Origin of the sequence: Halomonas sp. H5 (assembly GCF_050613175.1) — a bacterium.
GTDB lineage: Bacteria > Pseudomonadota > Gammaproteobacteria > Pseudomonadales > Halomonadaceae > Bisbaumannia > Bisbaumannia salifodinae.
This window is the reverse complement of record NZ_CP192510.1, coordinates 815,567-831,351: the sequence shown is the minus strand read 5'-3', so window position 1 is coordinate 831,351 and position 15,785 is coordinate 815,567. Positions and strand designations below refer to the sequence as shown.

Here is a 15,785-nt window from a genome sequence, read left to right as displayed (position 1 = left end):
AGCCAGGACCGGCGATTGCGGCGAAGCTAGGCACTGGAGTGCCAGGCAAGGAGCCCGTAATGAAGATAGTGATCCCCGACGATTATCAGGACTGCGTCCGCCACCTCGACGCCTTCGCCCGGCTGGCGGGCCATGAGGTGGCGATATTCAACGACACCCTCAGCGAGACCGACGCCCTGGCCGAGCGCTTCCACGACGCCGAGGCCCTGGTGCTGATCCGCGAGCGCACGCCGATCACCGCCGAGTTGCTCGCGCGGCTGCCCCGGCTCAGGGTGATCAGCCAGACCGGCGGCGGCGCCGGCCATGTGGATCTGGCCGCCTGCCGCAGGCACGGCGTCACCGTGATGACCGGCAGCGGCTCGCCCCAGGCCCCCGCGGAGCTGACCTGGGCCCTGGTGCTGGCGGCGCGGCGCCAGATTGCCGCGGAGGCGGCCAACCTCAAGGCGGGGCGCTGGCAGCGCACCCTGGGCAGCGGCCTGCATGGCCGCACCCTGGGCATCTTCGGCTATGGGCGCATCGGCCGCCTGGTGGCCCGCTACGGCCAGGCCTTCGACATGAAGGTGCTGGTCTGGGGCCGCGACGGCAGCCGCCGCCGCGCCACCGAGGACGGCCTGGCGGTGGCCGCCGGCCAGGACGACCTCTTCGCCCGCTCGGATGTGCTGAGCCTGCACCTGCGCCTCAACGAGGGCACCCGCGGCATCGTCGGCGCCGAGCAGTTGGCGCGCATGAAACCCGATGCCCTGCTGGTCAATACCAGCCGCGCCCAGTTGATCGCCCCCGGCGCCCTGGAGGCGGCCCTCACGGCCGGCCGCCCCGGCCAGGCGGCCATCGATGTCTTCGAGGAGGAGCCGGTGACCGCTCACCCCCTGCTCGACCTGCCCAACCTGCTGGCCACCCCCCACCTGGGCTATGTGGAGAAGGACAGCTACGAGCTCTACTTCGGCGACGCCTTCGACAACCTGCTGGCCTTTATCGACGGCCAGCCGGTGACCAACCTGGCGGGCTAACCCCCGCCTTTTTGCTGTGGCACCATAAGTAGCCTTGGTCCCATCGCGAAGGAAGCGCCCATGTCCCCGGCCGTCGCCACGACCGCCCTCTCCCCCGGTTTTATGGTGATCCACGGCAACCGCCTGGAGGCCCTGCGCCACCTGGCGGTGGAATGGATGACCCGCCACCCCCTCGGCCCGCTGGAGAACGAGACCATCCTGGTGCAGAGCAACGGCATCGGCCAGTGGCTCAAGCTGGCCTTGGCCGAGGACGCGCCCCAGGGCGGCGCCGGCATCGCGGCCGCACTCGACGTGACCCTGCCGGCGCGCTTTTTGTGGCAGGCCTATCGCAGCGTGCTGAACCATGTCAGCGGCGACCCGGAGGCGGTGCCCGCCACCTCGCCGCTGGACAAGTCGCGACTGGTCTGGCGACTGCTGCGCCTGCTGCCGGGGCTGCTGGACAGACCCAGCTTCGCGCCCCTGGCGCGTTTCCTGGCCGACGACGCCGACCTGCGCAAGCACCACCAGCTGGCCGAGCGGCTGGCCGACCTCTTCGACCAGTACCAGGTCTACCGGGCCGACTGGCTGGACGCCTGGGCGGCGGGGCAGGACGTGCGCATCTCGGCCCGCGGCGAGGCGCGCCCATTGGAGGAGGCCCAGCGCTGGCAGCCGGAGCTGTGGCGGGCGCTGTGCGCCGACGTGGACGCCGCCCATGGCGCCGCCGGCATCGACTCCAGCCGCGCCCGGGTGCATCGGCGTTTTCTCGCCGCTGCAGAATCACTGACTCCCAGCAACCGCCCCCCCGGACTGCCGCGCCGGGTGGTGGTCTTCGGCATCTCCTCCTTGCCCCAGCAGACCCTGGAGGCCCTGGCCGCCATCGCCCGGGTCAGCCAGGTGCTGCTCTGCGTGCACAACCCCTGCGAGCACTACTGGGCCGATATCATCGAGCACAAGGAGCTGTTGCGGGCGGCGCGCCGGCGCCAGCGCCGCAAGCCGGGCATGCCGGAGCGCCTCGACGTGCTCGGCGATGGTGACGGCGAGGCTGCCCTGCACCTGCACGCCCAGCCGTTGCTGGCGGCCTGGGGCAAGCAGGGCCGCGACTACCTGCGCCTGCTCGACGAGCACGACGACGCCGGCAGCTATCAAGGGCTCTTCGAGGGCGAGGCGCTGCGCATCGACCTCTTCGAGCCCTGCGTGCCGGACGACACCCCGGGCCTGCTGCTGCACCAGTTGCAGGACGATATCCGCGCCCTGCGCCCGCTGGCCGAGACCCGCGACACCTGGCCGGCGGTGGACCCGGCCGAAGACGACTCCCTGGTCTTCCACGTCGCCCATGGCCCCCAGCGGGAGGTGGAGATCCTCCACGACCAGCTGCTGGCCGCCTTCGCCGCCGACCCCGGGCTCAGGCCCCGGGACATCATCGTGATGGTGCCGGAGATCGACCACTACGCCCCGCATATCCAGGCGGTCTTTGGTCAGTACCCGCCGGACGACCCGCGACATATCCCCTTTACCCTCTCCGACCAGGCCGACCGCCACCGGCTGCCGCTGATGGTGGCCCTCGAGAAGCTGCTGCGCCTGCCGGAGCTGCGCTTCTCGGTGAGCGACCTCCTCGACCTGCTGGAGGTGCCGGCGCTGCGGGCCCGCTTCGGCCTCGACGAGGCGGACCTGCCGACGCTCGCCCGCTGGATCGAGGGCGCCGGCATCCGCTGGGGGCTCGACGCCCGCCAGCGCGGCAGCCTCGACCTACCCGAGGGGCTGACCCAGAACACCTGGGCCTTCGGCCTGCGCCGGCTGCTGCTCGGCTATGCGGTGGGCAACGGCGGTGGCGCCTGGCAGGGCATCGAGCCCTATGACGATATCGGCGGCCTGGAGGCGGACCTCGCCGGCCCCCTGGCGCAACTGCTGGAGACCCTGGAGGCCCAGTGGCAACGGCTGCGTCAGGCCCATGACGCGGACGCCTGGGTGGCGGTGCTGCGCGAGCTGCTGGAGGCCTGCTTCAGTGCGGAGGAGGCCGCCGACAGCCTGATGCTGGCGCGCCTGGAGCAGGGCCTGCAGACCTTCCAGGAGAGCGCCCGGGAAGCGGGGCTGACCCGGGAACTACCGCTCTCGGTGGTGCGCGAGCACTGGCTGGGACAGGTCGATGAGCACAGCCTCTCCCAGCGCTTCCTGGCCGGGGCGGTCAACTTCGCCACCCTGATGCCGATGCGCGCCATCCCCTTCCAGCGGGTCTGCCTGCTGGGCATGAACGACGGCGACTACCCGCGCAGCCAGCCGCCGCTGGATATCGACCTGATGCACGGCGACTACCGCCCCGGCGACCGCTCGCGCCGCGAGGACGACCGCTACCTCTTCCTCGAGGCGCTGCTCTCGGCGCGGCGCCAGCTCTATATCAGTTGGGTGGGGCGCAGCATCGTCGATAACGCCGAGAAGCCCCCCTCGGTGCTGGTGGGCCAGCTACGCGACCACCTGGCCGCCGGCTGGCAGACAGAGAGTGGCGACGACCTGCTCGCCGCCCTGACCACCGAGCATCCGTTGCAGCCCTTCAGCCGCGACTACTTCCCCACTCCGGCGCAGCAGGCGGCCCGGGACACCTCGGCCCGGCGCCGCTTTACCTATGCCCATGAGTGGCGGGATGTGCATAACGAGGCGATTCCCACGGCGGACGCCCAGGCCTTGGGCGACTTCGCACAGGAAAATCCGCTGACGCTGGCCCAGCTCGGCAGTTTCCTGCGCGACCCGGCCAAGGCCTTCTTCAATACCCGCCTGCGGGTCTTCCTGGAGCGGGAGGAGCTGACCAGCCTCGACCAGGAGCCCTTCGCCCTCGACGGCCTGACCCACTGGCAGCTGCAGGACGCCCTGATCCAGGCCCAGCGCCACGCCGTGGATGCCGGCCAGCCGCGGATCGCGGCGCTGGACGAGGCCCTGCAGCGCTTGGAGGGTCAGGGGGTGCTGGCCATGGGCGCCTTCGCCGAGCGCATGCGCGAGAGCCTCACCGAGCCCATGGAGGCGCTGTTCGCCGAGTACGCCGAGCTGATCGACGCCTGGCCCTACCCGGTGGAGGAACCCGAGCCGGTGCGCCTGGCGCTGCCCACCCGCACCACCCCGCCCCTGGAGGACTGGCTCGATCAGTTGCGCCTCAACGACGAAGGCGAGCGCTGCCGCCTGCTGCTTTCCAGCAGCAGCCTGATCAAGCAGAAGAAGTACCGCTGGGCCCAGTTGGTGCGCCCCTGGGTGGCTCACCTGGCCGGCAACCTGGAGGCGCCCCTGACCACCCGGCTGCTCTCCAAGGCCGGCAGCGTGACCCTGCCACCCGTGGAGGCCTCGGCTGCCCGGCAACGCCTCGGCGAGCTGATCGAGGCCTGGCAGGCGGGGATGGGCGAGCCCCTGCCGCTGGCCTGTGATACCGCCTTCGCCTGGCTGGCCAAGGTCGACAAGCACGACGGCTCGAAGGAGAACAACGGCCCCGACAGCGATGCCTGGCAGCAGGCGAGGAAGGCCTACGAAGGCGACGCCTTCAGCGGCGGCGAGGTGGACCGCAACGCCTACCTCGCCCACCGCTGGCCCGACTTCGCCACCCTGATGGCCGCCGCCCCGGCCGACAAGGAGGAGCGACTCGACTTCGCCATGCTCGCCGAACGGCTGCTGGCCCCCCTCTATCTCGCAGTAAAAGGAGACGGGAAATGAGTGACACCCAGCCCGTCGAGCTGAATGCACTGACCTTTCCGCTCCACGGCAGCCGGCTGATCGAGGCCAGCGCCGGCACCGGCAAGACCTTTACCATCGCCCTGCTCTATGTGCGCCTGGTGCTGGGCGCCCGCCACGCCGAGGACGAGGCCGCCTTCCCCCGCGCCCTGACCCCGCCGGAGATCCTGGTGGTGACCTTTACCAACGCCGCCACCCAGGAGCTGCGCGAGCGGATTCGCGCCCGGCTGGTGGAAGCCGCCGAGGTCTTTCTACAGGCGCCCGAAGCCGCGCCGATACCGGAGACAGCCCCCCATTTCGACCCGCTGCTGCTGGCCCTGCGCGACCAATACGACCCGGCGGCCTGGCCCGCCTGCGCCCGGCGCCTGCAGCTGGCCGCCGAGTGGATGGACGAGGCCGCCGTCTCCACCATCCATAGCTGGTGCTACCGCATGCTGCGCGAGCACGCCTTCGACAGCGGCAGCCTCTTCTCCCTGGAGCTGACCACCGACCAGGGCGAGCTCGAGCAGGAGGTGGTGCGCGACTACTGGCGCAGCTTCTACTACCCGCTGGATGCCGAGGCCCTGGCCGAGATCACCCGCTACTGGGAGGCCCCCACCGAGGGCCGCGCCTCCCTCTATGCCGCCGTGCGCCCGCTGCTTCCCGAAAGCGATGCCCTGGACCACCAGGCCCCGCCCCCCGCCGAGACTCTGGCCGCCGCTAGGGCGGAGCGTGAGGCTCGCCTCGCCGAGCTCAAGGCGCCCTGGCGCGCCTGGCTGGACGAGCTGGGCCCGGCCCTGGAGGAGGCCGCCAAGCGCAAGGCCTTCAAGGGCCAGAGCTTCAATGCCAAGAGCCGCGCCACCTGGCTGGGGGCCCTGCGCGACTGGTGCGAGGGCGAGGCGAGCCGCCCGGCGCTGACCGCCGCCGCCTGGAAGCGCCTGACCCCGGAGGGCATGGCGGAGATCTGGAAGGAGGGTGCGCCCCCGGTGCCGGCGGCCTGGGAGGCCCTGGCCGAGCTGCCCGCGGCCCTGGACGCCCTGCCCGAGCCCCATGCCGACCTGCTGATTCACGCCGTGCAGTGGTGCCGGACGCGGCTGGCCCGCGAGCAGGAGCGCCGCGCCGAGATGGGCCCCAATGACCTGCTGACGCACCTCGACCGGGCGCTGGCAAGCCCCAGTGCCGAGGCCCTGGCCGAGCACATTCGCCAGCAGTTCCCGGTGGCCCTGGTGGACGAGTTCCAGGACACCGACCCGGTGCAGTACCGCATCTTCGACCGGGTCTACCGCCTGGCCGAGAATTCGCCGGAGACCGGCGTCTTCCTGATCGGCGACCCCAAGCAGGCGATCTACGCCTTCCGCGGCGCCGATATCTACACCTACCTCCAGGCCCGCCGCGACACCGCCGGCCGCCACGTCACCCTGGGCACCAACTACCGCTCCGGCGCCGCCATGGTGGCCGCGGTCAATCGCTGCTTCGAATTCGCCGAGGCCCACCCCGCCGGGGCCTTCCTGTTCCGGGAGAGTGAGAAGCGGCTTGAACCCTTGGATCAATCGGCGAGCGGGATGAAGCACAAGGCGCACGGCGCACAGGAAGCGAGACATAACGGGGGGTTAGGCGAGCTTACGAGCACCGCGCAACGCAGTGATTCGCCCGCGCAGCCATTTAGCCAAGGGTTCAATAACCCGGTGCCCTTCACACCAGTCAAGGCCAAGGGCCGCAAGGACTCACTCACCGTCGACGGCCAATCCCAGCCGGCCATGACCCTCTGGCAGCTGGAGGCCGACGAGGCGCTCGGCAAGGGCACCTATCTGGGCGAGATGGCCGAGCGCTGCGCGTCACAAATGGTCGCCCTGCTGGAGCGGGGCCGGCGCGGCGCGGCGGGCTTCGCTAATGGAGAGAGCGTCACGCCGCTGGCCCCCTCGGATATGGCGGTGCTGGTCAACGGCATCAATGAGGCCCGGGAGATCCGCCGCGCCCTGGCCCGCCGCGGGGTCAAGAGCGTCTACCTCTCCGACAAGGACAAGGTCTTCGCCTCGCCCATGGCCGGGGAGCTCGAGGCCTGGCTGCGCGCCTGCGCCGACCCCGACGATGAGCGCCTGCTGCGCGCCGCCCTGGCCACCCCCGGCCTGGGCCTGGATCTCGCCGCCCTCGACCGCCTGCAACAGGACGAACTGACCTGGGAAAGCCGGGTGCTGCAGTTCCGCGACTACCACCGCCTGTGGCAGCGCCAGGGGGTGCTGCCACTGCTGCGCCGGCTGATGAACGACTTCGAGGTGCCCGGCCGGCTGCTGGCCGGTGGGCCCGCCAGTGAGGGTGAGCGCTGGCTCACCGACCTGCTGCATCTGGGCGAGCTGCTGCAGCACGCCAGCCAGGAGCTGGACGGCGAGCATGCGCTGATTCGCTTCCTGGCCGAGGCCATCGCCGAGCCGGACGACCAGGGCGAGGCCCATAAGCTGCGCCTGGAGAGCGACGCCGACCTGGTGCAGGTGATCACCATCCACAAGTCCAAGGGGCTGGAGTACCCGCTGGTGTTCCTGCCCTTTATCGGCAACCATCGCGCCACCAAGGCCGACGACTCGCCGCTGCGCTGGCACGACGCCGAGGGACGGCTGCGCCTGAGCCTGTCAGCCGATGAGGAGGCCCTGGCCATCGCCGACCGGGAGCGCCTGGGCGAGGACCTGCGCAAGCTCTATGTGGCCCTGACCCGGGCCCGCCACGCCACCTGGCTGGGGGTCGCCCCCCTCAAGGGGCTGGAGGCCAGCGCCCTGGGCCAGCTGCTGAGCAACGGCGAGGCACTGACCCCGGAGAACCTCGGCGCGGCCCTGGCTGCCCTCAAGGGCGAGGAGGAGGCCATCGTTATCGAGCCGGCGCCCCCCGCCACCGCCGAGTGCTTTGCCCCGGCCCAGGGCGAGGGCGAGCTGGGCGAGGCGCGCCGACCCGCGCGGCCGGCCCGGGAGCACTGGTGGATCGCCAGCTACTCGGCGCTGCGCACCAGCGGCGCCATCCTCGAGCCCAGGCCCACCGCGGTGCAGGCAGACGCCCCAGTAAGCACTGACACACTCCACAGCGCCCCGGCCCCGGCGCCAGAGCCAGGCGAGGCAGCCATCCTTCCCGAGCCCACCACGCCCCTGGAGGCCACCGCCTTCGAGGTGATGGACGAGCCCCGCGACAGCGCCGCGACGCAGCCACCCCAGGCCCATCGCCTGCACCGTTTCCCCCGCGGCCCCGGCCCCGGCACCTTCCTGCATGGCCTGCTGGAGTGGGCCGGCGAGCAGGGCTTCGGCCGCGCCGCCCGGGACGCCGCCCTGCGCGAGGACATGCTGGCCCGGCGCACCCAGCTACGCGGCTGGGGCGCCTGGCTGGCCCCGCTCAACGGCTGGCTGGGGGAGCTGCTGACCACGCCGCTGCCACTGCCCGAGGCATCGCCGCTGCGCCTCGAGGAGCTGGCCAGCTACCAGGTGGAGATGGAGTTCTGGTTCGCCGCCCACCGAGTCGCCACCCCGGCCCTGGACCGCCAGGTCAGCGCTTACACACTGGCCGGGGCCCCGCGCCCGGCGCTGGACGCCGACACACTCAACGGCATGCTCAAGGGCTTTATCGACCTGGTGTTCGAACGCGACGGGCGCTATTACGTGCTCGACTGGAAGTCCAACCACCTGGGGCCGGACGACGACGCCTACACCCAGGCGGCCATGCGCGACGCCATGGCCGACAAGCGCTACGACCTGCAGGCCGCCCTCTACCTGCTGGCCCTGCACCGGCTGCTCCAGTCGCGCCTGCCGGACTACGACTACGACCGCCATATCGGCGGCTCGCTGACCGTCTTCCTGCGCGGCATCGGCCCCGCCACCGCCACGGAGGGCCGCGGCATCTACGCCGAGCGCCCGCCCCGGGCCCTGATCGACGGCCTGGACGCCCTGTTTCGCGGCGAGTCGGCGCCCACTCACGCCACGGAGGCCTCCGCATGAAGGACCTGTTCGACGACCTGCCCGAGGCCCGGCATTCGGCCCTGGAGGAGACGCCGGCGCTGATGGCGCTGCTGGCGCGCTGGGTGGAGCGCGGCTGGCTGCGTGCCCTGGACCGGGCCCTGGCGCGCTTCCTGCACCGCGAGGTGCCCGAGGCCCCGGCGCCGCTGCTGCTGGCCGCGGCCCTGGCCAGCCACCAGCTGGGCCGCGGCCACGTCTGCCTCGACCTGGCCGCCACCCTGGAGGCCCCGGACCTGGCCCTGTCGCTGCCGCCGGAAGGCGACGACCTCAGCGACCCGCCGCCCCTGCCCAGTGAAGTCCTCGACGGCCTGACCCTCGACGACTGGGAGCAAGCCCTCGCCAACCCCGGCCTGGTCGCCAATGACGCACCGGGCAGCACGCCCCTGGTCCACGCCCCCGGCCCCCGCGGCCCGCGCCTCTACCTGCGCCGCTACTGGCAATATGAACAACAGATCCGCCAACAGATCGCCGCCCGACTGACCACCACCACCGGCACAAGCGACGCCCCCCGTAGGAGCCTGCTTCAGCAGGCGATTGGCGCCGACAGGCGCCCCGATGTTGCCACCCAATCCCCTTGTGGGAGCTCGGCTCCGCCGAGCGATGGCGCCGCCAGGCGCCCCGAATCCACCACCGGCCCCGACCCAGCCACCAACACAGCAACCCTCGCCACCGCCCTGGACGCCCTCTTCCCCACCAGCGGCGACCTCGACTGGCAGAAGGCCGCCTGCGCCCTGGCCGCCCGCTCCCCCTTCGCGGTGATCACCGGCGGCCCCGGCACCGGCAAGACCACCACCGTGGTCAAGCTGCTCGCCCTGCTCCAGGCCATGGCCCTGGGCCGCCCCGAGACAGACGCCGCCCGCCCGCTGCGCATCCGCCTCGCCGCCCCCACCGGCAAGGCCGCCGCGCGCCTCAACGAATCCATCGCCGGCCAGGTCAAGAAGCTGTCGCTGGCCGAGCTGGCCGGCGCCGTGGGCCAACAGGGTGTGGATATCTCGACCCTGCGCGAGGCCATCCCCACCGAGGTCACGACCCTGCACCGCCTGCTGGGCTCCCGCCCCGATACCCGCCACTTCCGCCACCACGCCGGCAACCCTCTGGCGCTGGACGTACTGGTGATCGACGAAGCCTCCATGGTGGATATCGAGATGATGGCCTCGGTACTCACCGCCCTGCCCGCCCGGGCCCGGCTGGTGCTGCTTGGCGACAAGGACCAGCTCGCCTCCGTGGAGGCCGGCGCCGTGCTGGGCGACCTCTGCCAGCGCGCCGAGGGCGGCCACTACACCCCCGAGACCGCCGACTGGCTGGAGGCCGCCACCGGCACGCCGCTGCCCGAGCACTACCGCGACCCGCAAGGCCATCCCCTGGACCAGGCCATCGCCATGCTGCGGGTCAGCCACCGCTTCGATGCACAGAGCGGCATCGGCCGGCTCGCCGAGGCGGTCAATCGCCCGCTGCCCGACAAGCGCCAGGCCAAGGAGAAGCGCCGCGCCGTGCGCGAGGTATTCGGTGTTGAAGGAAAAGCCAGCTATCGGGACCTGGCCCGGCTGCATCTCGGCGACCCCGAGGACGCGGGCCTGGACAGGCTGGTGGTGGAAGGCAACCCCGCCGGTTTCCCCAACCGTGGCCAGGGTCGCCACGACCGTCGCGGCGACCCCGTCGCCCCGCCGCTGGGCTATCGCCACTACCTGGCGGTACTCCGCGACCATCGCCCGACCGACACCGCTTTCGGCGACGACGAGGAGCGCAAGCCCTTCGACGCCTGGGCCCACGCCGTGCTCGAGGCCCACGGCCAGTTCCAACTGCTCTGCGCCCTGCGCAAGGGCCCCTGGGGCATCGAAGGCCTCAACCCGCGCATCGGCCGCGCCCTGCGCCGCGCCGGCTGGCTCAATGCCAGCGATATGGAACTCGACCGGGGCTGGTTCGAAGGCCGCCCGGTGCTGGTCACCCGCAACGACTACGGTCTGGGGCTGATGAACGGCGATATCGGCATCACATTGGCGCTGCCCGATGCCCTCCAGCCAGGAAGAAAGCTGCTGCGCGTCGCCTTCCCCGCCAGCGACGGCAGCGGCAAGATCAAGTGGGTGCTGCCCAGCCGCCTGCAGGCGGTGGAAACCGTCTTCGCCATGACGGTGCACAAGTCCCAGGGCTCGGAATTCACCCACACCGCCCTGCTGCTCCCCGACGCCCCCAACCCCATCCTCACCCGGGAGCTGGTCTACACCGGCATCACCCGCGCCAAGCACTGGCTGACGCTGGTGGAAACCGGCCGCGGGATGCTGGATGAAGCAGTAACCAGGGAAATGGTGCGAGTCAGTGGGTTGGGGAGGCCGCGGTAGAGCAATCTCCCAAATCGAGATACTTGGCTCCCAAACCAAGTATCCAGATCATTATGATTCTTGTGAATCATAACTTTTGAAGTAATTTTCAAAATAGTCCAAAACAGACAATAATCTATCAGTCGCAATTTTAGGTAACGCATGGTTATCATTTGAAGCACACGCCTCAGCCAAGTACCACCCCAGCTGTTTCTTCGATGGGCTTTTAGTCAAATCAAGCTTATTACGGGCCAGCTCTAGTGTTTCCTCCCCAAGAAGCTTCTCTAAGGCCATCCTTTCATAATCGGGTAGTACATCCCCAAGAGTTACAACCAAGGACTCTGGTAGGTACCAATTATCTCGATAACTATCACGTGCCTTTCTCCCTTCTTTATCATCATCAAGCAAAATAGAAAAACTCATTCCTTGCCCAAGCATTTGACTAATAATCGGCCCGGATGCTCCTGACCCGACCCCAGGGACGAGATTAAAACTATAGCTTTTATCAGATATTTCTTTTGCAAGCCTTAGTGCGTAATAGTCAGAAACCCCCTCCACAACCAAATATGGACCTGACCCAATCACCTCTGGCGGAACGTACTCAAGCTTTTCAATCACCGGCTGAAAATAACTAGACCTAGTCGGAAAATTAGCAACAAATTGTCTATAAGGAATAGCTGTTATCTTTGTTGGCTTTGTATCCAACCCAAAGTTATCTGACCTATCATAATCAAGCGCAGAATTCTCAACAATATAAGCCGAGCAAAGCCACCTTGGATTAATCATATGATGGCTATGTGTGGAATAAATAATCCGGCTTCCACCAGAGGCGATTTTAGAAAAGCTTGAAAGAAGTTCCGCTTGCGCTTTAGCATGAAGATTAGCTGCAGGCTCGTCAAAAATAAATATTGTTCTCCGGCTATTTGCTTGCTTAAACCCAGTAAAAAGCAAAAAAGAAAAAAACCATCTAAACCCTAATGACCTTTCATTAATTGCGTAACGTGACTCACCATCTGAAACAAAAAAAGCCGCATACGGCAGATTCTCTTTCTCTGTATCAACGTTCCACTCAACGGTTATGCTATTAGCAGAAATAGACCGTTGAAATATTCTCTGCCAACTACCGAGAACCTCCCGTGTTATGGAATTGGATAATTTTTGAAAAACAGAGTCAATTGGCGTTTTACTAGGACTCCCAAAAAACATTGAAAGCCAGAATGGATTGCTCTCGTTTTCCTCGAACTCCTCAATGCGTTTACAAACATGCTTCTCAAGGTCAAGCCCCTCGCCAAGACTATCTAAGACATCCTGTAACACGTACCGATACTGCCTATTTATAGGCGTCTCACTATCATGTTCTTTAAGATATACGCGAGCAGGCATATCAACCAAAAATGTCGGAAAGTATGCAACCTGCTCTAAGCGAGATTGAATATAACCAACCAACCTCAACCACAGGTCTGGCTCATCAGAGCCTCTCTTTGGTCGCGAGTAAGGTTTGTAATTTACAGCTCTTGGATTTTTTGTGAAAACTGGAATATCCCATATGGTATTTGACTCTTCCAAAGAGCTGTCTTCAAATCTAAAAGTTCGGGTAGCATGAAAAGGGGGCCTCAATTTTTCAGTATCAAGACTCAGCTTCATTGACTTGGCTATATTTTCCAGCTTCTCTATATCCCCTTCATCAAGCTGTATCGTCCCTTCAACTGTAATCTTCCCCGTAAAGGCAGCTTTCTTATGGAGAGGTATTAGACTGAGTGCTGATGCTTGTGCGTAAGGGCCATCGAATAGGCTTGCGATTGATTTATCACCAGTCACAAAGTGTGAGATTGCCTCAAGCAAAGTGCTTTTCCCACTCTCATTTAGACCGATAATAGTATGAACAGGGCTAGATGAACGCCCTTCAAGTTCAATTTTAACATCTTCAGCCCCTTTGAAATTCTTAATATTAAACTCAGTTATTCTTGGCATAAATATTTCTCCAAAGCTAAAGCCGGGTAAGTCTTAGAAAAACCCTCACTTCTAAAACTCCCTGACTTGAGGAGGGGGTAACCGTCATTCGCTTACGCCCTTATAAAACGCCAACCGCCCATCAATCGCTTCCATCCCCTCCAACGGCTGTTGATAACTCCAGACCACGTCCTGGTGCGCGCCAAAGGAGTAGTAGCTAGCATCGCCCTTGAAGGGGCAGTGAGTCCGGGTCTCGGAGGGGGTCAGCAGTTCCATCCGTACATCGTCGCGGGGAAGGTACTGGCGCGGCGGGTAGCCGCGTTCGCGGAGTTCGATGGCGCGGGTGGTATCGGCGATCAGGGTGCCGTCGATGGTAACGCGCACTCGGCGGGAGTGCGGGTGCAGGGTGATACGGGGTTCGGTGGAATCCGTCGCCATAGGGGCATCCCTTGCGTAGTGGCGGTGTCGTTATGGTTATGAGATTCAGCCTAGCACCGAAGGATGCTGTGTCCCAGGCAGGGAAACGACGGGATGGCGGCGAAGACCATGGCGACGCAGGTCACCCGTGATACCGGCCCATGCAGGATGGGCCTGTCGCGGTGGCCGCCTTCGGTGGCCAATCCCCGAGACGCTTTATGGCGCCCTTGTGCGGAGGTCGCGGCCTGGTCTTGCCGAGGGCGCGATCACGACGCCTCGGCAAGGCAATACAAGCGAGCAGGACAGCCGTCGTGGGCTCAGCCGTTGGCGGCCGTCAGCGCCTGGCGGTGGGTGTTGCTGAGGTAGATCAACACCAGGGCGATGGTGAGCAAGGCCATTGCCGCCAGCCGCGAGGGATCGATCGCCAGGGCAGCGTTACCGAGCCAACCGAAGTGGTCGATCAGAATGCTCATCAGCAGTTGGCCGGCGGTGGTCGCCACCGTCGCGGCGGCGGTGCCGACCCGCGGCACGGCAAAGACCACGACGATCATGTAGACCACGCCGAACAGCGCGCCGGTCAGTTGCCACTTGGGCACGCTGAACAGGGTCTGGTCGTGGGCCGGCTCGAAGAAGAACACCAGCAGGAAGGTGATCAGGGCACCGCTGGCGAAGGTCAGCCAGGCGCTCTCGAGCACGCCGACATTGCGGCCCAGGCGGCCATTGATGGACGACTGGACGGAGAGTGCAGTGCCCCCGATCAGCAGGAACAGGAAAATCAGCGGGAGTAGCATGGTCGGTCTCCTCGGGGCGGGTTCAGTGCATTAGCCATAGGGCGGCGACGATCAGGACGAGCGCCATCAGGCGGTAGCTGTCCACCGGGCGCCTGTCGCTGCCGAGCAGGCCGAAGTGGTCGATGGCCAGGCTGGCACTCACCTGGCCACAGAGAATGCCGATCATGGTGGTGCCGACCCCGACGAAGGGCGTGGCGATGGTGAGAACGACCACGTAGAGCGGCCCGAGAATCCCGCCGGTCAGCAGCCAACGAGGCTGCGCGAACAGCAACTTGAGCCGGGGGCGACTGAAGATCATCGCCAGCGTCAGCAGCAGGGTACCCACCAGGAAGATCGAGAACGTGGCCGATAGGTGACCAATCTCCGCGCCCAGCGGGCCGAGCAGCCCCGCTTCCATGGATAACCCCATGCCGGCGGCAACCACCGCCAGCAGGATGATAAGTGTTGGCATGCTAGCTCTCCTTTCCTGTCACTAGCCCGGGGCGAATCGTGCTTCCGGGATGGGCAGGGGAAGGTATACGCTTGCCATGAGAGCCACAATAAGGCGGGATAACATAGGAGAATTGCTCAATGAGCAACAATATCTCGCTGGTTGCGCTGCGGCTGTTCGTGCGCGTGGCGGCAACCGGGAGCTTTGCCGTGGCGGCACGCCAGCATGGGCTACCAGCTTCCTCGGTATCACGACATATCGCCGCGCTGGAGAAAAGCCTCGGCCAGCGCTTGCTGTACCGGCATACCCGAGCGGTACGGCTGACGGAGGAAGGCGAGCGCTATTACCACTCGGTGCGCGATGTGCTGGACAGCCTGGACATGGCCACCGAGCAGCTCAGAGGCACCGCAACGGAGCCTCAGGGGCTGCTGCGGATCAACGCACCGGTCGCCTTCGGACGCCTGCATGTGGCCCCTTACCTGGCCGCTTTCCAGGATCGCTACCCGCAGATCGAAACCGAGGTGACGCTCACGGATGCCTTTGTCGATCCAGTGCAGGAAGGCGTCGATATCGTGCTGCGGATCGGCGTGCTGAGCGACTCCAGCCTGGTGGCCCGCCGCTTGGCGACCCAGCACTTCAACCTCTGCGCCGCGCCCGAGTATCTCGCCAAGCGGGGAACACCGCGCACTCCGGCCGACCTGAAGGCGCACAACTGCCTGGTCTACAAGGGTAATCGAGGAGTACAGCGGTGGTTCTTCCGGGCCGGGCAAGAGCGCCGTTTCCAGCCCGAGGAGGTGCGCGGCAATCTACGCAGCAACAATGCCGAGTGCCTGCGCGAAGCCGCGCTTCAGGGGCAGGGGCTGGTGCTGTTTCCCACCTGGTTGATTCACGACGACATCGCTCGACAACGCCTGGTACCGCTACTGTCCGAGTGGGAAGCCTCGAGCGAGCCGGAAACCCAGGCCATTCATGCGCTCTTTCCCGATAACCGCCTGCGCGCCTCCAAGGTGGCGGCGTTTCTCGCCCACTTGCAACACACGATCGGCGAGGAGCCGTACTGGGATAGATAACCGTTGCCGGGGTAAACCCGGGAGAACCGACGAATTCGAGCAGATCTGGCTGGAGCGGGAACCCCCTCTTCGGAGCCTCCAGTTTCGTCGAGCTCCATAGGCTGCGAGGGCCACCGCGAGGGGCTCTACCTGGGCCCGCCGAAGTTAGAGGGCTTC

General features: G+C 66.4%; 9 protein-coding genes. 5 read left to right on the top strand and 4 right to left on the bottom strand.

Annotated elements, in window-relative coordinates; all coding sequences use genetic code 11:
• Positions 1–59: 59 nt before the first annotated feature.
• Genes ACQ1W9_RS03865 through recD form a run of 4 tightly spaced genes read left to right on the top strand, consistent with a single transcriptional unit; the run spans position 60 to position 10,992 of the window.
• Positions 60–1,007, top strand: coding sequence for a D-2-hydroxyacid dehydrogenase family protein (locus ACQ1W9_RS03865; RefSeq protein WP_431025406.1), 948 nt, complete (start codon positions 60–62; stop codon positions 1,005–1,007).
• A gap of 60 nt (positions 1,008–1,067) precedes the next feature.
• A complete protein-coding gene (recC, locus tag ACQ1W9_RS03860) occupies positions 1,068–4,673 on the top strand; it encodes an exodeoxyribonuclease V subunit gamma (RefSeq protein ID WP_431025405.1) in 3,606 nt (1,201 codons plus the stop codon).
• On the top strand, positions 4,670–8,638 hold the full coding sequence (recB, locus tag ACQ1W9_RS03855) for an exodeoxyribonuclease V subunit beta (RefSeq protein WP_431025404.1): 3,969 nt from the start codon (positions 4,670–4,672) through the stop codon (positions 8,636–8,638). The genes recC and recB overlap by 4 nt, the downstream gene beginning before the upstream one ends.
• Positions 8,635–10,992: an exodeoxyribonuclease V subunit alpha gene (gene recD / locus ACQ1W9_RS03850; RefSeq protein WP_431025403.1), complete on the top strand. Its 2,358-nt coding sequence runs from the start codon at positions 8,635–8,637 to the stop codon at positions 10,990–10,992. Before recB ends, recD begins: the two co-directional genes overlap by 4 nt.
• 51 nt (positions 10,993–11,043) lie before the next feature.
• Here recD and ACQ1W9_RS03845 read toward each other — a convergent pair whose 3' ends face one another.
• The 4 genes from ACQ1W9_RS03845 to ACQ1W9_RS03830 form a co-directional block, all read right to left on the bottom strand.
• Positions 11,044–12,942: an AAA family ATPase gene (locus ACQ1W9_RS03845; protein ID WP_431025402.1), complete on the bottom strand. Its 1,899-nt coding sequence runs from the start codon at positions 12,940–12,942 to the stop codon at positions 11,044–11,046.
• An 84-nt stretch (positions 12,943–13,026) separates the two neighbouring features.
• Positions 13,027–13,359: a DUF427 domain-containing protein gene (locus ACQ1W9_RS03840; protein WP_431025401.1), complete on the bottom strand. Its 333-nt coding sequence runs from the start codon at positions 13,357–13,359 to the stop codon at positions 13,027–13,029.
• Positions 13,360–13,655: 296 nt separating this feature from the next.
• Positions 13,656–14,129 (bottom strand): DMT family transporter, encoded by a 474-nt coding sequence (locus ACQ1W9_RS03835; RefSeq protein ID WP_431025400.1) that lies wholly within the window; start codon positions 14,127–14,129, stop codon positions 13,656–13,658.
• A 22-nt stretch (positions 14,130–14,151) separates the two neighbouring features.
• Entirely contained in the window at positions 14,152–14,580 is a 429-nt protein-coding gene (locus tag ACQ1W9_RS03830; RefSeq protein ID WP_431025399.1) for a DMT family transporter, read from the bottom strand.
• A gap of 119 nt (positions 14,581–14,699) precedes the next feature.
• Here ACQ1W9_RS03830 and ACQ1W9_RS03825 point away from each other — a divergent pair, with 119 nt between their 5' ends.
• On the top strand, positions 14,700–15,629 hold the full coding sequence (locus tag ACQ1W9_RS03825) for a LysR substrate-binding domain-containing protein (protein ID WP_431025398.1): 930 nt from the start codon (positions 14,700–14,702) through the stop codon (positions 15,627–15,629).
• Positions 15,630–15,785: the final 156 nt, after the last annotated feature.